Genomic DNA, 18668 nt, shown 5'->3' with positions numbered 1-18668 from the left:
GGGGGGACCCTGTGGGAGAGTAGGACGCCGCCGAACAATTCTTCTGAAGAACCCCCATCCGGGAATCCCGGATGGGGGTTCTTTGCGTTTCCGGGGCGTTTTCGGGCAGGTCCGACACCTCTGGGCGCCTCCCGATCGACCCCCGCCGAGTGGCTGGTCCACCGTCAATATGCCGCTAAAACCGTCTGATCAGCGCACTGATCAGCGGAAAGTCCGGTTGCACGCCGTAGTCTCGAAGGTGATGGGAACAGGTGTCCGGGGTGTTGCCCGGGCCGGGCCGGATCAAGAATGGTGCTCATGGGACGAGGCAGGCTGCGCATCTACCTCGGGGCGGCCCCCGGGGTCGGCAAGACGTACGCCATGCTCGCCGAGGCGCACCGGCGGCAGGAGCGTGGCACGGACGTCGTGGTGGCGTTCGTGGAGGACCACGGCCGCCGGCGGACTTCGGACATGGTCGCAGGGCTGGAACTGGTGCTGCGGCAGCAGGTGGTGCACCGGGGCGCCCGGTTCTCCGAGATGGACCTGGACGCCGTCCTCGCCCGCCGGCCGCAGGTGGTCCTGGTCGACGAGCTGGCGCACACCAACGTCCCGGGCTGCCGCAACGACAAGCGCTGGCAGGACGTCGAGGAGCTGCTGGCGGCCGGGATCGACGTGATCTCCACCGTCAACGTGCAGCACCTGGAGTCGCTCGGCGACGCCGTCGAGGGCATCACCGGGGTGCGCCAGCGCGAGACCGTCCCGGACGAGGTGGTCCGGCGGGCCGACCAGATCGAGCTGGTGGACATGTCCCCGCAGGCGCTGCGACGGCGGCTGGCGCACGGCAACGTGTACGCGCCGGAGAAGATCGACGCCGCCCTCGCCAACTACTTCCGCCCGGGCAACCTGACCGCGCTGCGCGAGCTGGCGTTGCTGTGGACCGCAGACCGGGTGGACGAGTACCTCCAGAAGTACCGGGCCGAGCAGGGCATCGAGGGCACCTGGCAGGCCAGGGAGCGGATCGTGGTGGGCCTGACCGGCGGGCCCGAGGGGGCCACGCTGATCCGCCGGGCGGCCAGGATCGCGGCCCGGGTCTCCGGCGGTGAACTGCTCGCCGTGCACATCTCCCGCTCGGACGGGCTGGTGGGCTCCGGCTCGCCGCAGACGCTGATCGAGCAGCGCGTTCTGGTGGAGAGCCTCGGCGGCTCCTTCCACGCGGTGCTGGGCGACGACCCGGCCGCCGGGCTGCTGGACTTCGCCCGGGGCGTGAACGCCACCCAGATCGTGCTGGGCACCAGTCGGCGGCCCGCCTGGCAGTACCTGTACGGGCCGGGCGTCGGCACCACGGTGACCCGGGAGGCCGGGGACATCGACATCCACATGGTCACCCACGAGCACGCCGGGCACGGCCGGCGCGGCAAGATACCCGTCCGCCGGATCACCGACCTCGGTCGCACCAGGACCGTCGCCGGCTGGTTGATCGGGCTGGTCGGCCCGCCGCTGATGGCGATCGTGCTGACCGCGATCGGCGGGCTGGGACTCTCAACCGACATGCTGCTGTTCCTGTCGCTGACGGTGTGCGCGGCGCTGGTCGGCGGGCTGCTGCCGGCGATCGGCTCGGCGCTGGTCGGCTCCTCGGTGCTGAACTTCTACTTCACCCCTCCGCTGCACACCTTCACCATCAACGAGCCGCAGAACATCATGGCGGTGGCGATATTCACCATCGTCGGCATCTCGGTGTCGTCGGTGGTGGACCTCGCGGCCCGGCGCACCCAGCAGGCGGCCCGCAGTCAGACCGAGGCGCAGACGCTCAGCGCGCTGGCCGGCACGGTGCTGCGCGGCGCGCCGAACGGCGACGGGGTGCTGACCGCACTGATGGAGCAGGTCAGGGAGACCTTCGGGCAGGAGAGCGCCGCGCTGCTGGAGCGGCCCGATCCGCTCTCCGCCTGGGTGGCGGTGGCCGGCGCCGGGCCGCGCCCGCCGCAGCGGCCGGAGGAGGCCGACGTGGACGTCCCGGTCGGCGAGAGCCTGGCGCTGGTGCTGCGAGGCCGGGTGCTGCCCGGGGCGGACCGCCGTCTGCTCGGGGCGTTCGCCGCGCAGGCCGCCGTGGTGCTGGAGCGCCGCCGGCTGTCCCGGGAGGCCGCCGAGGCCCGCCGGGAGGCCGAGGGCAACCGGATCCGGACGGCCCTGCTGGCCGCGGTCTCGCACGACCTGCGCACCCCGCTGGCGGGGATCAAGGCCTCGGTGAGCTCGCTGCGTTCGGCCGACGTCGACTGGGACCCGGCGGACGAGGCCGAGCTGCTGGCCGGCATCGAGGCCGGAGCCGACCGGCTGGACCACCTGATCAACAACCTGCTCGACATGAGCCGCCTCCAGACCGGTACCGTCACCCCGCTGATCCAGGAGACCGACCTGGACGAGGTGGTGCCCTACGCGCTCGGCGGGGTGCCGCCGGAGTCCGTCCGGCTGGAGGTGCCGGAGACGCTGCCGATGGTCCGGGCGGATGGCGGGCTGCTGGAGCGTTCGCTGGCCAACCTGGTCGAGAACGCCGTCAAGTACAGCCCGGACGGCGTCAGGGTGCTGGTCAAGGCCGACGAGCTGCGGCAGCCGGGGGTTCCGTCCAGGGTCGAGCTGCGGATCGTGGACCGCGGTCCCGGCGTCCCCGAAGACGCCAAGGAGAAGATCTTCGCGCCGTTCCAGCGCTACGGCGACGCGCCGCGCGGCGCCGGGGTGGGCCTCGGGCTCGCGGTGGCGCGCGGTTTCGTCGAGGCGATGGACGGTACCGTCACCGCCGAGGACACTCCGGGCGGCGGCCTGACCATGGTCGTCAGCCTGCCGGTGGTCGAACGGCCGCCCGACACGGGGGAGCCGGGCGGCGAGGGTGGCGATCCGCTCGCGGAGCTGATCACCTGAGAACCGGCGGTTCACCGGCCGGGCCCGTCACCCCCTCCGGCGCCGTACGCGGCGGCGAACGCCGTGGAGCAGTCCCCCAGTCCGTAAGTCAGACAGCCCTGAAAGGCGGAGCCCGTAAATGACCCGGGTCCTCGTCGTGGACGACGAACCGCAGATCGTCCGCGCGCTGGTGATCAACCTCAAGGCCCGCAAGTACGAGGTGGACGCGGCCCATGACGGCGCGAGTGCCCTGGAGCTGGCCGCGGCCCGCCATCCCGACGTGGTCGTCCTCGACCTGGGCCTGCCCGACATGGACGGCGTCGAGGTGATCCGCGGCCTGCGCGGCTGGACCCGGGTGCCGATCATCGTGCTGTCGGCCCGGCACGCCTCGGACGAGAAGGTCGAGGCGCTGGACGCCGGTGCCGACGACTACGTCACCAAGCCGTTCGGCATGGACGAGCTGCTCGCCCGGATGCGGGCCGCGGTGCGGCGGGCCGAGCCGGTGGCCGGGGAGGCCGACTCGCTGGTGGTGACCGAGTCCTTCACCGTCGACCTGGCGGCCAAGAAAGTCAACCGGGACGGCGTCGACGTACGCCTCACTCCGACGGAGTGGCACCTGCTGGAGGTCCTGGTCCGCAACGCCGGGAGGCTGGTCAGCCAGACCCAGCTGCTCCAGGAGGTGTGGGGCCCGGCCTACCGCACCGAGACCAACTACCTGCGGGTCTACCTCGCCCAGCTGCGCCGGAAGCTGGAGCGCGACCCCTCGCACCCGCGCCACTTCATCACCGAACCGGGCATGGGATACCGCTTCGAGAGCTGACCGCCGCTGCCCCCGGCGGCCGTACGACCTGCCGCCAGGGGGCCGGAACCCGGTACCCTTCCGGCATGAGTGGTGACAACAGCAGCGGCCAGCCGCAGGGGCGGTTCCGCCGCATGCTCAGCCGGCTGACCTCTTCGGCCGAGGAGCTGGACGCCGAGGAGCTGCGTCAGGAGAGCGCCGCGGAGTCCGGCTGCACGCCGATCGCCGGCTGCGGGGACCGCGAGCTGGTCACCGTCGCGGGCACGCTGCGCACGGTGACGCTCCGCCCCAGGGCGGGGGTGCCCGCGCTGGAGGCCGAACTCTTCGACGGCACCGAGGCGTTGGACGTGGTCTGGCTCGGTCGTCGCTCGATCGCGGGGATAGAGCCCGGTCGACGGCTGGTCGCCAGCGGCCGGATCGGTCACGCACGCGGGCGCCGCGTGCTGTTCAACCCCCGCTACGAGCTGCGTCCGGTCGGACACGGGAGCGAATGAGCGTGAGCAACCACCCCGGCGGCGAGGCCGCCGCCCAGCTCGACCCCGCCGTCGACCCCGCCGACGCGGAGGCCGCCCGCAGGGCCGCCTCCAAGGAGGCCGCCGACACGGTGCTCCAGGCCTTCGGCGGCGTCCGCGGCATGATCGACATGACGCTGCCAGGCCTGGTCTTCATCGTCACCTACAACCTGACCCACCAGGTCAGCACCTCGGCCTGGGCCGCGCTCGGCCTGAGCGCCCTGCTCGTGGTGGCCCGGCTGGCGCGGCGGGAGACCATTCAGCACGCCTTCAGCGGGGTGTTCGGCGTCGCCCTGGGCGCCTGGATCTCGATGAAGAGCGGCAAGGCCGAGGACTTCTACCTGCCCGGCCTGCTCTGGAACGTCGGCTACTGCGTCGCCCTGGCGACCTCCGCCCTGGCGCGCTGGCCGATGATCGGGGTGATGCTCGGCCCGATCACCGGCGAGATGTTCACCTGGCGCAAGGAGAACCCGGGCCGCCTGGCCGCCTACACCAAGGCGACCTGGGCCTGGGTGGTGATCATGGGCGCCAAGCCGTTGATCCTCTTCCCGCTCTACTTCACCCACAACGTCAACCTGCTGGGCTGGCTGAAGGTCGCCCTCGGCATCCCGCCGCTGCTGCTGGCGATGTACGTCACCTGGCAGATCCTGCTGAAGGCGCCGCCGCCGATCAAGGCGCAACTGGACGACGAGGAGGAGCCGGCGAAGTAGCCGGCCCCCGCGGAACAGCGGAAGGGCCCGTACCCCGGCGAGGGGGTACGGGCCCTTCCGCTGTCAACCGTCCTACTGGGCGCCCGAGGTGGCCGACAGCAGCTCCTCCAGCTCCTCCTCGCGCTCCTGCGCGGCGACGAAGAGCAGCTCGTCGCCGCCCTCCAGGGTGTCGTCCTTGCCCGGTACCAGCACCCGGCCCTCGCGGATGATGGTCACCAGCGCGGTGTCCTGCGGCCAGGCGACGTCGCCGACCCGGATGCCGACCAGTTCGGTGTCGGAGGCCAGGGTCAGCTCGACCAGGTTGGCGTTGCCCTGGCTGAAGCGCATCAGGCGGACCAGGTCGCCGACACTGACGGCCTCCTCGACCAGCGCGGACATCAGACGCGGGGTGGACACGGCCACGTCCACGCCCCAGGACTCGTTGAAGAGCCACTCGTTCTTGGGGTTGTTCACCCGGGCGACCACCCGCGGCACCGCGTACTCGGTCTTGGCGAGCAGCGAGACGACCAGGTTGACCTTGTCGTCACCGGTCGCGGCGATCACCACGTGGCAGCGCTGGAGCGCGGCCTCGTCCAGCGAGGTGATCTCGCAGGCGTCGGCCAGCAGCCACTCCGCCATCGGGACCCGCTCCACCGAGATGGAGTTCGGGTTCTTGTCTATGAGCAGGACCTCGTGGCCGTTCTCCAGCAGCTCGCCCGCGATCGAGCGGCCCACGGCACCGGCCCCGGCAATGGCGACCCGCATCAGTGACCCTCCTCCTTCGGCCCCTGCGCGAACGCGGCCTCGACCGCCGTCAGGTCGGTCCGGCGCAGCATCACGTGCACCAGGTCGCCCTCCTGCACCACCATCTGCGGCGAGGGGAGCATCCCCTCGCCGAGCCGGGTGACGAACGCCACCCGGGCGCCGGAGGCCTCCTCCAGCTTGCTGATCCGGTGGCCGAGCCAGCGCGGGTCGTACGCGACCTCGGCGAGCTGCACGCCACCGCTCGGGTCCTGCCACAGCGGCTCGGCGCCGCTCGGCAGCAGCCGGCGCAGCATCTGGTCGGCGGTCCAGCGGACCGTGGCCACGGTGGGGATGCCCAGGCGCTGGTACACCTCGGCGCGACGGGGGTCGTAGATCCGGGCGGCGACGTTCTCGACGCCGAAGTTCTCCCGGGCCACCCGTGCGGCGATGATGTTGGAGTTGTCACCGCTGGAGACCGCGGCGAAGGCGCCCGCCTCCTCGATGCCCGCCTCGCGCAGGGTGTCCTGGTCGAAGCCGACGCCGGTCACCCGGCGCCCGTTGAACCCGGCGCCCAGCCGACGGAAAGCGGTCGGGTCCTGGTCGACCACGGCCACCGAGTGGCCCTGTTTCTCCAGAGCTCTGGCGAGGGCCGAGCCCACGCGGCCGCAGCCCATGATGACGATGTGCACCGGCGCTTACCTCACCCGTCCTGAAGGGGTCTTGACCTGCGCAAACACCGTTCATCTCCGTTTCCCGCCCGGTCGTCCGGGACGAGGGTCCTCGTGGGGGCGCCGACCCGGCAACGCTCGACAACCAGAGTGTTGCCCGCCGACTCGTATCCGACACGCTAGCCGGTCCACCGAACGCAGTCGCGACGAAGGGGGGGACAAACGGCGGAGCCCCGACCGGGGAGCCCCTACGATTCCTTAACGTGCCTATGCCGACTGACCTTCCGAAACGCATCCTGATCGGGCGCGCCCTACGCAGCGACAAGCTGGGCGAGACGCTGCTGCCCAAGCGGATCGCGCTGCCCGTGTTCGCCTCGGACGCGCTCTCCTCGGTCGCGTACGCCCCCGAGGAGATCCTGCTCACCCTCTCCATCGCGGGCGCCTCGGCGATCCACTTCTCCTGGCAGATCGGCCTCGTCGTGGCGGTCGTGATGCTCGCCGTGGTGGCCTCGTACCGGCAGAACGTGCACGCCTACCCCAGCGGCGGCGGCGACTACGAGGTCGCGACCGTCAACCACGGGCCGGCCGCCGGTCTGGTGGTCGCCAGCGCGCTGATGGTGGACTACGTGCTCACCGTGGCCGTGTCCACCACCTCGGGCGTCGCCAACGTCGTCTCCGCGGTGCCCGCGCTGCGCGGCCACGAACCGGTCCTGTCGGTGGTCGTGGTCGTGGTGCTGATGGGGATGAACCTGCGCGGCGTGCGCGAGTCCGGAAGCGCCTTCGCCGTGCCCACCTACGCCTTCATGGTCGGCGTGATCGGGATGGTCGGCTACGGGGTCTTCCGGCACTTCGCGCTCGGCCAGGACATGCCCGCCGAGAGCTCCGGGTTCCACCTCGCCGCGACTCCGGGCAACGACTCGCTGGCCGGCTTCGCGCTGGTCTTCCTGCTGCTGAGGTCCTTCTCCTCCGGCTGTGCCGCGCTCACCGGTGTGGAGGCGATCTCCAACGGCGTGCCGGCCTTCCGCAAGCCGAAGAGCAAGAACGCCGCCACCACGCTGCTGATGATGGCGAGCATCGCCGTCGTGATGTTCATGGGCATCATCTGGCTGGCCAGGCTGACCGGTGTCCAGATGGCCGAGAACCCGACCGAGCAGCTGGTCGGCACCTCGCCGGACTACCACCAGAAGACCGCGCTGGCGCAGATCAGCGAGGCCGTGTTCAACAACTTCACGCCCGGCTTCTACTTCGTCGCGGCCGTCACCGGTCTGATCCTGGTGCTCGCCGCCAACACCGCCTTCAACGGCTTCCCGGTGCTCGGCTCGATCCTCGCCCAGGACCGCTACCTGCCGCGCCAGCTGCACACCCGCGGCGACCGGCTGGCCTTCTCCAACGGCATCATCCTGCTGGCGATCGCCGCGATCCTGCTGATCCTCGCCTTCAACGCCGACCCGAACCGGCTGATCCAGCTCTACATCGTCGGCGTCTTCGTCGCCTTCAACATGAGCCAGTCCGGCATGATCCGGCACTGGACCCGGCTGCTGCGCACCGAGACCGACCCGGCCAAGCGCCGCCACATGCAGCGCAGCCGGGCGATCAACGCCTTCGGCCTGGTGATGACGATGGCCGTGCTGATCGTCGTCCTGGTCACCAAGATCAGCCACGCCTGGATCGCGATCGCCGCGATGGCCGTGCTGTTCGTGATGATGAAGGGCATCCGGCGCCACTACGACCGGGTCTCCGAGGAGCTCATCGCCGCCGAGGCGCCGGACGACGTGGTGCTGCCCACCCGGGTGCACGCCATCGTCCTGGTCTCCAAGCTGCACAAGCCGGCGCTGCGCGCGCTGGCCTACGCCCGGCTGGCCCGGGCGCACACGCTGGAGGCGGTCTCGGTCAACGTCGACCCGGAGGACACGGCGGCGCTGCGGCGGGAGTGGGACGAGCGCGGCATCGAGGTGCCGCTCAAGGTCCTGGACTCGCCGTACCGCGAGATCACCGGGCCGGTCCTGGACTACGTGAAGAACCTGCGGCGCAGCAGCCCGCGGGACGTGGTCTCGGTCTACATCCCGGAGTACGTGGTCGGCCACTGGTACGAGCACCTGCTGCACAACCAGAGCGCGCTGCGGCTCAAGGGACGGCTGCTGTTCAAGCCCGGGGTGATGGTCACCTCGGTGCCGTGGCAGCTGGAGTCCTCGGAGCGGCGCAAGCCGCAGAAGGCCTGGTCGGCGCCGGGTGCCGTCCGGCGTGGCGAGCCCCGGGCGCCGAAGGCCGTAAAGTCGAAGGATTCCGACTTCACCGGTGGGAACACCGGTGACACCCCCGACCGCAGCAAGGACTCCTCCCAGTGACCCGCAACACTCCGCCCCGTTCCTCGGGCTCCTCCGGCAAGGGCGCCCGCCGGGGCGGCTCCCAGCCCGGGCAGGTCTCCCGGCCGCGCTGGGGCCGGCCGGCCCGTCCGGAGGCCACCGACCGCGACGGCCTCACCGCTCGCACCGCGCCGATCGTTCCGGGGGAGCGGGAGGACCGGGAGCCCGCAGGGCCCCCGGCCGGGAAGGGCAAGGGCGCGGGCAAGACCGCCGGGGGGAAGGCCGTCGGCAAGGCCCCGGGCAAGGCTGCGGGCAAGGACGCGGGCCGGGGCAAGGGGGCCGGCCAGGACGCGCCCAAGGGGGCCGCGGGTGCCGGCCGGAAGGCGCCGCGCAAGCAGGCGGTGCGGCCGCCCAAGGCGCTGCGCACCGCCGCCGCGCGCCCGTCGCGGCCGGAGGCCCCCACCGGGGAGCCGCTGGCCGGGCAGCGCTACGAGGTCGAGGTCGGCCCGGTCGCGCACGGCGGCGGGCACTGCGTGGCCCGGCACGAGGGGCGGGTGCTGTTCGTGCGGCACGCGCTGCCCGGCGAGAAGGTCATCGCGATGGTGACCGACGGGACCTCCACCTCGCGCTTCCTGCGGGCCGACGCGGTGGAGGTGCTGGAGCCCGCCAAGGAGCGGATCGAGGCGCCCTGCCCGTTCGCCGGTCCCGGCAAGTGCGGCGGCTGCGACTGGCAGCACGTCACCCCGGGCGGGCAGCGCAAGCTCAAGGGGGCGGTGCTGACCGAGCAGCTGGCCAAGCTGGCCGGGCTGACCCCGGAGGAGGCCGGCTGGGACGGCAGCGTCGAACCGGTCGGCGGCAAGCTGCCGGCCGGGCAGGTGCCGGCCTGGCGCACCCGGGTGCAGTACGCGGTGGACGCCGCGACCGGGAAGGTCGGGCTGCGCAAGCACCGCTCGCACGAGGTGCAGCCGGTGGACCGCTGCCTGATCGCCGCCGAGGGCGTCACCGAGCTGGGCATCGAGGCCAGGACCTGGCCGGCCGTGGCGAGCGTCGAGGCGATCGCCGCGACCGGCTCCTCGGACCGCCAGGTGGTGCTCACCCCGCGCGAGGGCGCCCAGCTGCCGCTGGTCGAGCTGGACAAGCCGGTGTCGATCGCCCGGGTGGACGAGCAGGGCGACGTGCACAAGGTGCACGGGCGCGGCTTCGTGCGCGAGCGGGCGGCCGGGCGGACCTGGCGGGTCAGCAACGGCGGCTTCTGGCAGATCCACCCGGAGGCGCCGGACACCCTGGTCGACGCGGTGCTGGACGGGCTGGACCCGCAGTGGGGCGAGAACGCGCTCGACCTGTACTGCGGCGTCGGCCTGTTCGCGGGCGCGCTGGCCGACCGGGTCGGCGAGGACGGCGCGGTGCTCGGCATCGAGTCCTCCAAGCAGGCCGTGGCCGACGCCCGGCACAACCTGGCCGCGCTGGACAACGTGCAGATCGAGTGCGACCGGGTCGAGACGCTGCTGCCGCGCACCGGCATCACCGCCACCGACCTGATCGTGCTGGACCCGCCGCGCTCGGGCGCCGGCCGCGAGACCGTCGCCCACCTGGTGGGCCTGGAGGCGCGCCGGATCGCGTACGTGGCCTGCGACCCGGCGGCGCTCGCCCGGGACCTGAAGTTCTTCCGCGAGGGCGGCTACCGGCTGGTGTCGCTGCGGGCCTTCGACCTGTTCCCGATGACGCACCACTTCGAGTGCGTGGCGATCCTGGAGCCCGCCGGGGAGTGATCCCGGCACCCGGCAGTCACGGCGGAGGCGGTCACCCGGTCGGGGTGGCCGCCTCCGTCGCGTCCGGGCCGGCTACTGGTTGTGCTCCTCCTCGTCGGCGCTGTGCGGCAGGTCGATGCCGTGCTGGGCGGCGAGCCGCAGGAGCGAGGCGACCCGGCCCTCGTACGCCTGGACGCCGTCGGCGTCCCCTTCGGCCCGGGCCGCCGCGAGGTCCCGGCGGGCCTGGGCGAGCTGCTCGCGCAGCTCCTGGTCGAACATGGCTGTCATCGGTCGGCCTCCGCACCGGTCGGCGCCCGCTCGGGGGAAACGCGGGGGGAGTTTCAGAGTCCCTGACGGCGGGGGACCCGACAAGTCCCGCTCCGCCTGCCGGGGCCCCGGCAGACGCGGGACGGGGCCCGCTGCCCGGCGGAGGGTCAGGCGGTGGCAATGCGCTGGTAAAAGATGGCGCGGGTGGCGGGGTCCTGCCCCGGGAGGGGGCTTGACGAGGCAATTCGCGGGGGCGAAGGTAAGCCGCTGGCATGTCATGTGTGCTGTTGCACCACCCCCTCGGGCGGCAGCCTCCCGACGCCGTCGGCCGGGGGCGGCCGGTGCGGGAGGGGGAGCGTCATGGAGCTGGAGCTGCGGCACCTCCGCGTGCTGTGTGCCATCGCCGACACCGGGAGCGTCGGCCGGGCCGCCGTCCTGCTCGGCGCCTCGCAGCCGGCGACCAGCACCCAGCTGCGCCGGATCGAACGCCACCTGGGCGCCCCGTTGTTCGAGCGCACCACGGTCGGTGTCGCGCCGACCGGCTTCGGGGCCGAGGTGGTGGCCGCCGCCCGGGAACTGCTCACCCGCGCCGACTGCCTGGGCCGCCGCCCGGACGCCCTCGCCGGGCCCGCCCCGCGAGTGCTGCGGCTCGCGGCGACCAACTCGCCGATCCTGCCGGGGCTGGTCACCCGGGCCCGGCACCAGCGGCCCGGGCAGCGCTTCACCGTGACGTCCGTGTACCGCTCCTCGGACATCGTCGAGCTGCTGGAGCAGGGCGAGGCGGACGCCGCGGTGGCCGTGGACTACCCGGGCCGGGAGCTGCGCCACTCGCCGGCCGTCGCGCACCGCGGCATCGTCACCGAGCCCGTGTTCGTCGCGCTGCCGGCCGGCCACCGGCTGAGGCACCGCACCGAGGTGGCCCTGGCGGACCTCGCGGGGGAGGAGTGGTTCCTGACACCCGACGACGGGGCCGGCTGGCACGGCGTGTTCCACGGGGCCTGCGCCGCGGCCGGGTTCACCCCGGCGACCGTCCACGAGTTCCTCGGCGGCCGGCTGGAACTCCAGGAGATGATCGCCGCCGGGCTCGGCGTCTCCGTCGTCCAGGCCACCACCCGGCCGCTCGCCGACGTGGTGGTCAAACCGCTCGCGGGGACCCCGATCTGGGTCCGACAGCTGCTGGTCTGGCGGTCGGCGGGGGTGGGCGGGGAGGTGGTGGAGACGCTGTTCGGGGCGGCGGCCGCGGCCTGCCGGGACCTCATCGCGGCCGCGCCGGGCTTCCAGGCGTGGGCCGCGCGGACGTACCGGCCGGGCCGGCCGGGCCGGCCGAACCGGCCGTAGGGCGGGCCGGGGCCGGGGCTGGGCAGGGTTCCCGGCCGGTGGGGTGCGACTGCGGGGTGTGACGGCCGGATGTTATGGCCGGGTCCAGCAATGTCATATGACCTGTGACATTGCTCCACCCTCCGGGGGCTGGCAGGATCATGCCGCGTTCCCCCACGCCCCGGCAGTCCTCCCAGCGCCTCCCCCACAGGAGAAGGACCCCACCAGTGCGCCCACGGATATCACTCCCCACCCTGCTGGCCGGCCTCGTCGCCGGCTGCTGCGCCGCCGCCACGTTGGTGCCGGCCACGGCGTCCGCCGCTTCCGCCGCCGCCTCCGCCGTTTCCGGTGCGGCCGACCGGTCCACGGCCGGAGCCCCGGCCGCCGACCCGGCCTCCGTCCTGCCGAAGCCGCTCGGCGCGTTCCTCACGGTCGACCCGGCCGAGCAGTCCCGGGCGGCCGAGGACCTCGCCCCCGTGGCCAAGCCGCTGCCTCCGGCGCTGCTCGGCCAGGTCGTGATGGGCCAGCCGGCCGGCACCGCCGTGCAGACCACGCCGCGCCCGGCCGCGGCGAAGCCCGCCCCGGCCAAGCAGGCCCCGGCCGCGCGCGGCGCCGCCGGTGCGACCGCCGCCGCGCAGAGCTGCACCCCGGCCGACTTCGGCAGCCGCAGCGGGGCCGACCTGGTCTCCTTCATCGAGAGCTCGACCACGGACTGCGTCAACACGCTGTTCAACGTCACCGGCACCGACGCGGGCAGCATCTTCAAGGAATCGAAGATGCTGGCCGTCACCAACGCCTTCCAGGCCATGGCGGGCGGCTACACCGGCGACAACTCGACCGCCATCCTGCAACTCGTGCTCTTCCAGCGGGCCGGCTGGTACGTGCAGTCGTACAACCCGGACGCGGTCGGCCCGTACGACGGGGCCCTGACCAGCGCCTCCAAGGCCGCCCTCGACGCGTTCTTCGCGGCGCCGCACCGCACCGACGTCAGCGACGGCAACGGCACCGTGCTCAACGAGGTGCTGGTGCTCACCGACAGCGCCAACCTCCAGGGCAGCTACCTGGGCGTCTACAAGCAGGTGCTGAACGGCTACGACAACTCGTACAACGCCTACCCGAAGATGCTCAAGGCGGTCAACGCGGTGCTCTCCGCGCCGCTGTGGCGGGGCAACTGGAACCCCGACTTCGTCAAGGCGGTCGGCGCCGACCCGAGCATCGGCGCCACCCTGGGCGACTTCGCGCTGAACCACAAGGACCTGCTGGGCACGGCCAACGCCTACCTGGACGTCAACGCGGGCAACGACCTCGGCCGGATGGCCGGCGACGGCCCGGCGGTCGAGGCCGCGGTCAAGGACAAGGTCAAGGCCGTCCTCGACGGCGTGCAGATCACCGGCGTCACCGGCCCGCTGTACGTCCACACCGCCTTCCAGGCCAACTACTACGACGGCGGCCAGTGTTCGTACTACGGCATCTGCGACCTGCCGGCGAAGCTGACCGCAGCGGTGCTGCCGAACCAGCTGGTCTGTGACAACCGCACCATCAAGACCGAGACCCTGTCACCCGCCGACCTCGCCGCCGTCTGCGCCAGCCTGCGGGGCGAGGACACCTTCTTCCACAAGCTGGTGAAGGACAACGGCCCGATCCCCGGCCAGTACGACAAGGAGCTCACCCTCGCGGTCTTCGCCAACCAGGCGGACTACCTGACGTACTCCTGGGCGATCTTCAACAACTCCACCGACAACGGCGGACAGACCGTCATGGACCCGACCGACCCGAACAACCGGGCCGTGTGCGTGATGTACCAGAAGTCCTGGAACGACGGCTTCACCGCCAATGTGTGGAACCTCAACCACGAGTACACCCACTACCTGGACAACATCCACGACCTCAAGGGCAACTTCTCCACCGAGATCTCCGTCCCGGACATCTGGTGGATCGAGGGCGTCGCCGAGTACCAGTCCTACGCCTACCGCGGGACCACCGACACCCAGGCGATGGCCGAGGCCGCCAAGCACACGTACAAGCTGAGCACCGTCTTCCAGAACACGTACGGCAATTCGGACACCGTGCGGACCTACCCGTGGGGCTACCTGGCGGTCCGGTACATGTTCGAGAAGCACCCGGCCGACATCGACGCCATGCTCGCGCACTTCCGCACCGGCGACTACCAGGGCGGCTACGCGGTCTACAACGGCATCGGCACCGGCTACGACGCCGACTTCGACGCCTGGCTCGACGCCTGCGCCGGCGGCGCCTGCTACGCGGCCGGCCCGACCGCGCTGTTCGGCCAGTCCGTCTCCGGCGCGACCGTCACGCTGACCGACAAGTCCGTCCAGACCGGCCCCGGCCGGATCACCGGCTGGCACTGGACCTTCGGTGACGGCAGCTCCTCCGATGAGCGGAACCCGTCCCACACCTACGCCGCCGCCGGCACCTACACCGTCGCGCTGACCGCCACCGACGGCAGCGGCAAGACCGCCAGCACCCCGGCCTCCGTCACCGTGACCACCGGCGGAGGCGGCGGCCCCACCACCCCGCCGGCCTGCACCGACCCGCGCACCGACGCGCTCGGCAAGAACTGCTCGCGCGCCAACCAGTCGGCCGCCGCCGGCAGCCTGGACTACCTGTACGTCTACCTGCCGGCCGGCACCAGCACCCTGAAGATCACCACCTCCGGGGGCACCGGCACCGCCTACCTGTACTACAACGACAGCACCTGGGCCTCGCCGAGCGCCCACACCGCGGCGTCCACCAATCCGGGCACCACCCAGAGCATCACGGTGACCAACCCGACGGCCGGCTACCGCTACGTGAGCCTCTACGCCAACACCGACTTCAGCGGGGTGACCGTCAGCACCCAGTTCTGATCCGCCCCCCCCACCGGCGCGGGCCGGGTCCGTGGCAGCAGCCGCGGGCCCGGCCGTCCGTCGTCTTCGCGGCGTTCCGGTGACGGCCGGGTTGCGCCGGGGCGTGCGGCAGGTGTGCGGGCGGTGTGCGTGCGCCCTTGTTGTGCTAGCACTTGAGCGCTAGCTTGAACGGCATGGGTAAGAAGCAGCTGAACGTGCGGGTCGACGCCACGACCGCCGAGATGGCCCGGGAGCGGGCGGAGCAACAGGGGATCAGCATGAACCAGTACATCGAGCGCCTGGTCCAACAGGACATGGGCGAGTCCGGACGGGCCTTCGTGGACGCGGCAGCGCAGTTCATGAAGGAGTACGAGACGGCCTTCCTCGCCGAGTTCGGGGAGCCGGGCGACCTCCAGGACGTGCGCCGTTGAAGCTGGAGGTGGACCTCTCGTGGCTGCTCATGACCGCCGAGCAGTACACGCCCGGTGACCCGCAGGTCACCGACTACGGCTCGCTGCTCGCTGCCGTCACCCGCCACCAGGCCGAGATATTCGACATCGCCGTCTACCCCGAACCGCAGGACCGCGCCGCCGCGCTGATGCACCAGCTGATCCGGGTGCCCGCGCTGGAGAAGACCAACGAACTCTTCGCGACCGCCGTCGCCTACGCCTACCTGGTCGCCAGCGGATGCACCGTCGCCACCACCGCCCGTGAGGTGCGCAGCCTCTCCCGCGCCATCCGCGAGGGGCGGCTGGGGGTGTCGGGCGTCGCCGAGCGGCTGGCGGCCTGGGTGGTGGACGAGGCGGAGGGGGAGGGCGTCACCGGGGCGGACGAGGAGGACGAGGACGACGACTGACCGGCGCCGACCCCGGCGGGGGTGGCGGGGGTCCGTAGAGGTCCGCCGGGGGTTTCCGGGCCGGCTGCTCCCGCTCGGCGGGCTACTGCTCGGCCGGCTGCTGTTCGGCGGCGGGCTCCGCGATCAGGGCCGTCGCGAAGGTGCGGAAGCCGGCCCGGCGGTAGATCCGGGCGACCTCCTCGTCGGCGGCGGACAGGAACACCGTCCGCACCCCGTTCGCCCGGGCGTGCCCGACCAGGGCCGCGGTGACCGCCAGGCCCAGCCCGCGGCGGCGCGCGGACGGGAGCGTGCCCACGCCGGCCACCTCGGTGACCGCGCCCACCGGGTTGTGCTGGCCCGCGCACAGGGCCGTGCCGTCCTCGAAGGCCGCGGCCAGCACGGTGGTGCCGGCGGCGACCCGCAGGGAGACCTGCCCGGCCGTGCCGTCGGCCGTCAACGCCGCCGCGCTCTCCGCGAGTTCGGCCGCACAGGCCGGGCCGATGGCGGTGCCGGGATCGGCGAAGGCCAGGTGCGGCACGGCGACGGCGGCCGCCAGCTCCGGCGCGTCCGGCGCCAGCACCCGGACCTCCACCCGCCCCGGCAGCTCGGGCGCCGGTGCCGGTTCGTCCTGCGGGCCCAGCACCAGCAGCGGGTGCTCGTGCACCGTCAGTCCCGCCGCCTCGACCGCCGCGCGCAGCTCCGGGTTCCGCTCGGCCACCCACTCGAAGGCCTCCGGCGCGCCCAGCTCCCGCTGCCGCTCCAGCACCCGGCGGACGTCCTCGGCGGTGGCGGCAGGGCCGGTGTGGCCGAGGGCCGGGCGGGCGTAGTACGGCCAGCCGGCCCCGTCGCGGACGAACAGGGTCAGCGGTCCGAAGTCCTCGGTGCGGGCGGCGCTGCGCGGCACGGCGTCGTAGTAGCGCTCGATCTCGTCGAGTAGGGCGTGGTCAGGGGCATGATCGGCAGGGGTCACAGCGTGCATCCAAGCAGCGGCGGGTGCGGGGTGCCACCCGTTTTCGCGCGCGGTCCGACCCGCCGGTCGCGCCCGCGGGGGGCGATTGTTGCCGAACGCTTACCCGCTCGCAGCGATCTTGTGCGGGCGCGGCGTGCATGCTGATGCCTTTACAGCTCTGCCGAGGGGGACGGCGGACGTCTGCACGAGGCGAGGCAAGGGGAGAAGACAGGCCCATGAGGCTCTGCTTTCTGGTGGAGGAACACTACCGGCACGACGGCATGCCACTCGACGTGGCACGCCAACTCACCGCGTGGGGGCACCGGGTGGACGTGCTGCGCCCCGGGGACTCGCTGCTGGCGATCTCCGAGGAGGTCCGGGCCGGCAGCCACGACGCCTGGGTGCTCAAGACCGTCTCCGGCGGGCCCGGGCTGACCCTGCTGGAGTCGGCCGCCGCCGTCGGTCTCACCACGGTGAACGACGTGCGTTCGATCCGGGGGGTCCGGGACAAGGCGATCGCCGCGGTCATCGGCCGCACCCGCGGCCTGCCCGTCCCGGTGACGTACGCGGCCGCGCGCTGGGAACGGCTGGCGGAGATCCCGGCCGCCGAGTACCCGTTGGTGGTCAAGCCCGCCGACGGCAGCTCGGGGCGCGCCGTCCGGCTGGTGCGCAGCCCCGACCAGCTGCTGGAGGTCGGGCCGGAGCTGGCCGGGGAGGGGCTGCTGATCGCGCAGCCGTACGTGCCCAACCCGGGCACCGACCTCAAGGTGTACTGCGTCGACGGCGAGCTCTTCGCGACGGAACGCTCCTCCCCGCTGCACCCCGGGCAGGGCGTGCGCGAGCGGCAGGTGCCGCTGCCGGGCAGCGTCGCGCGGATCGTGGCACAGGTCGGCGAGGTGTTCGGGCTGGACCTGTACGGGGTCGACGTGCTGCTCGGGCCGGACGGGCCGGTGGTGGTGGACGTCAACGACTTCCCGAGCTTCCGGCAGGTGCCGGACGCGGTGGCCAGGGTCGCCCGGGCGGTGCTGCGGCTCGCGCGCAGCGGGACGGCGGTGTCGGTGCCCGGCGGGCCGGCCGCCGCGCTGGTGGCGGCCGGCGGCGACCCGTACGGGCAACTCGGTTTCGGTGAGGGGGAACTGCTGTGAGGGTCGGGCTGATCACCGGAGACCCGGGGCATCCGGTGCTGGCGGCGGCCGCCGGGCTGCTGGTGAGGCGGGGGCACGAGGTGGTGGCCGTGCCGCCCGCAGGTCCGGTGGCCGGGCCGGCCGACGTCTACCTGCTCAAGGCCCGCACGCCGCAGGCGCTGGCGCTGGCGGCGGAGCTGGAGCGGTGCGGGGCTCCGGTGGTCAACTCGGCGGCGGCCACCGAGCTCTGCCAGGACCGGGTGAGGATGGCCGACCTGGCGCGCGCCGCCGGGCTGCCCTTCGCGGACACGGCCGCCGCCGGGCCGCTGGGCGGACTCGCCGGTCCGGCCTACCCGTTCGTGGTCAAGAGCCGGCACAGCAGGCGGCACGACCTGGTCGCCAGGGTGGACGGGCCGGACCGGCTGCGCGAACTCGCCGGGCACTGGGCCGAGGAGCCGGTCGTCACCCAGCCGTTCGTCCCCGGGACCGGCTGGGACCAGAAGCTGTGGGTGGTCGACGGGCAGGTGTTCGCGGCCCGGCGGCGCTCCGAACTCGCCACCGGCACCGGGAAGTCGGGGCGGGCGGAGGACTGGGAGCCGCCGGCCGCGCGGGCCGCGCTCGCACTGCGCGTCGGCGAGGTGTTCGGGCTCGACGTGTACGGGGTCGACCTGCTCGACGGGCCCGCCGAGCCGGTCATCGTGGACGTCAACGCCTTCCCCGGGGTCCGCGGGCGGCCCGGCGCGCCGGAGGCGCTCGTGGCGCTGGCGCTGCGGGTCGGGGCGGAGCGGGGGCGGGGGCGGGGGCTCGTGGAGCCGGGCCTCGCGGGGTCCGGGCTCGCCGGGGGCGCTCGGTAGGGGCCGTCGGGCGGGGTTGCGGGTGCGCCGGGACGGCGGGCCCGGGGCAGGACGGGCGGGTCGGGGCCAGCCGGGGCGGGTCGGGGCGTCGGGTCCGCCGGGGTCGTTAGGCTGGCTGGCGCCCCGACCGGCCGGGGCGTACGGC

Annotated in this window: 16 protein-coding genes; 12 read left to right on the top strand and 4 right to left on the bottom strand. The window is 73.1% G+C overall.

All coding sequences use genetic code 11. From position 1 onward, the window contains the following. Nucleotides 1–297: 297 nt before the first annotated feature. The 4 genes from ACZ7C5_RS35610 to ACZ7C5_RS35595 all read left to right on the top strand — a co-directional run bounded on the left by ACZ7C5_RS35610 (nt 298) and on the right by ACZ7C5_RS35595 (nt 4889). Complete coding sequence (locus tag ACZ7C5_RS35610) at nt 298–2889, top strand: sensor histidine kinase (protein WP_188300852.1); 2592 nt, start codon at nt 298–300, stop codon at nt 2887–2889. Between the two features lie 118 nt (nt 2890–3007). Beyond that, nucleotides 3008–3688, top strand: coding sequence for a response regulator (locus ACZ7C5_RS35605; RefSeq protein WP_316521557.1), 681 nt, complete (start codon nt 3008–3010; stop codon nt 3686–3688). 65 nt (nt 3689–3753) lie between these two features. Further along, nucleotides 3754–4161: an OB-fold nucleic acid binding domain-containing protein gene (locus ACZ7C5_RS35600; protein WP_188300850.1), complete on the top strand. Its 408-nt coding sequence runs from the start codon at nt 3754–3756 to the stop codon at nt 4159–4161. Nucleotides 4162–4163: 2 nt separating this feature from the next. Further along, a complete protein-coding gene (locus ACZ7C5_RS35595) occupies nt 4164–4889 on the top strand; it encodes a DUF3159 domain-containing protein (RefSeq protein ID WP_401077773.1) in 726 nt (241 codons plus the stop codon). A 72-nt stretch (nt 4890–4961) separates the two neighbouring features. On the opposite strand, the gene ACZ7C5_RS35590 is transcribed toward ACZ7C5_RS35595, so the two are convergent. Together ACZ7C5_RS35590 and ACZ7C5_RS35585 are read right to left on the bottom strand one after the other, a co-directional pair. After that, on the bottom strand, nt 4962–5633 hold the full coding sequence (locus tag ACZ7C5_RS35590; RefSeq protein ID WP_188300848.1) for a potassium channel family protein: 672 nt from the start codon (nt 5631–5633) through the stop codon (nt 4962–4964). Next, nucleotides 5633–6301, bottom strand: coding sequence for a potassium channel family protein (locus ACZ7C5_RS35585; protein ID WP_188300847.1), 669 nt, complete (start codon nt 6299–6301; stop codon nt 5633–5635). The genes ACZ7C5_RS35590 and ACZ7C5_RS35585 overlap by 1 nt, the downstream gene beginning before the upstream one ends. Before the next feature lie 248 nt (nt 6302–6549). Between ACZ7C5_RS35585 and ACZ7C5_RS35580 the strand changes: the two genes are divergently transcribed. After that, nucleotides 6550–8625 (top strand): APC family permease, encoded by a 2076-nt coding sequence (locus ACZ7C5_RS35580; protein ID WP_401077777.1) that lies wholly within the window; start codon nt 6550–6552, stop codon nt 8623–8625. 431 nt (nt 8626–9056) lie between these two features. Beyond that, nucleotides 9057–10352, top strand: a complete 1296-nt coding sequence (locus ACZ7C5_RS35575; RefSeq protein WP_401079737.1) for a class I SAM-dependent RNA methyltransferase — start codon at nt 9057–9059, stop codon at nt 10350–10352. A gap of 72 nt (nt 10353–10424) precedes the next feature. Here ACZ7C5_RS35575 and ACZ7C5_RS35570 read toward each other — a convergent pair whose 3' ends face one another. Further along, on the bottom strand, nt 10425–10619 hold the full coding sequence (locus ACZ7C5_RS35570; RefSeq protein ID WP_401077780.1) for a hypothetical protein: 195 nt from the start codon (nt 10617–10619) through the stop codon (nt 10425–10427). A gap of 339 nt (nt 10620–10958) precedes the next feature. On the opposite strand from ACZ7C5_RS35570, the gene ACZ7C5_RS35565 reads away from it, so the two are divergent. From ACZ7C5_RS35565 to ACZ7C5_RS35550, 4 genes are all read left to right on the top strand, one after another. Continuing rightward, nucleotides 10959–11936: a LysR family transcriptional regulator gene (locus ACZ7C5_RS35565; protein ID WP_470324255.1), complete on the top strand. Its 978-nt coding sequence runs from the start codon at nt 10959–10961 to the stop codon at nt 11934–11936. 206 nt (nt 11937–12142) lie between these two features. After that, nucleotides 12143–14782, top strand: a complete 2640-nt coding sequence (locus ACZ7C5_RS35560) for a collagenase (RefSeq protein ID WP_401077785.1) — start codon at nt 12143–12145, stop codon at nt 14780–14782. Nucleotides 14783–14955: 173 nt separating this feature from the next. Next, nucleotides 14956–15192, top strand: a complete 237-nt coding sequence (locus tag ACZ7C5_RS35555) for a toxin-antitoxin system HicB family antitoxin (RefSeq protein WP_045703875.1) — start codon at nt 14956–14958, stop codon at nt 15190–15192. After that, complete coding sequence (locus ACZ7C5_RS35550; RefSeq protein WP_224284003.1) at nt 15189–15617, top strand: fic family toxin-antitoxin system, toxin component; 429 nt, start codon at nt 15189–15191, stop codon at nt 15615–15617. Before ACZ7C5_RS35555 ends, ACZ7C5_RS35550 begins: the two co-directional genes overlap by 4 nt. Before the next feature lie 82 nt (nt 15618–15699). On the opposite strand, the gene ACZ7C5_RS35545 is transcribed toward ACZ7C5_RS35550, so the two are convergent. Continuing rightward, complete coding sequence (locus ACZ7C5_RS35545; RefSeq protein WP_470324254.1) at nt 15700–16575, bottom strand: GNAT family N-acetyltransferase; 876 nt, start codon at nt 16573–16575, stop codon at nt 15700–15702. A gap of 206 nt (nt 16576–16781) precedes the next feature. Between ACZ7C5_RS35545 and ACZ7C5_RS35540 the strand changes: the two genes are divergently transcribed. Together ACZ7C5_RS35540 and ACZ7C5_RS35535 are read left to right on the top strand one after the other, a co-directional pair. Then, a complete protein-coding gene (locus tag ACZ7C5_RS35540; protein ID WP_401077793.1) occupies nt 16782–17690 on the top strand; it encodes an ATP-grasp domain-containing protein in 909 nt (302 codons plus the stop codon). Next, nucleotides 17687–18523, top strand: a complete 837-nt coding sequence (locus ACZ7C5_RS35535; protein WP_401077796.1) for an ATP-grasp domain-containing protein — start codon at nt 17687–17689, stop codon at nt 18521–18523. The genes ACZ7C5_RS35540 and ACZ7C5_RS35535 overlap by 4 nt, the downstream gene beginning before the upstream one ends. Nucleotides 18524–18668: the final 145 nt, after the last annotated feature.

The sequence above is a fragment of the Kitasatospora sp. NPDC036993 genome (genome assembly GCF_055607525.1).
This window is presented reverse-complemented; position numbering and strand designations above follow the sequence as displayed.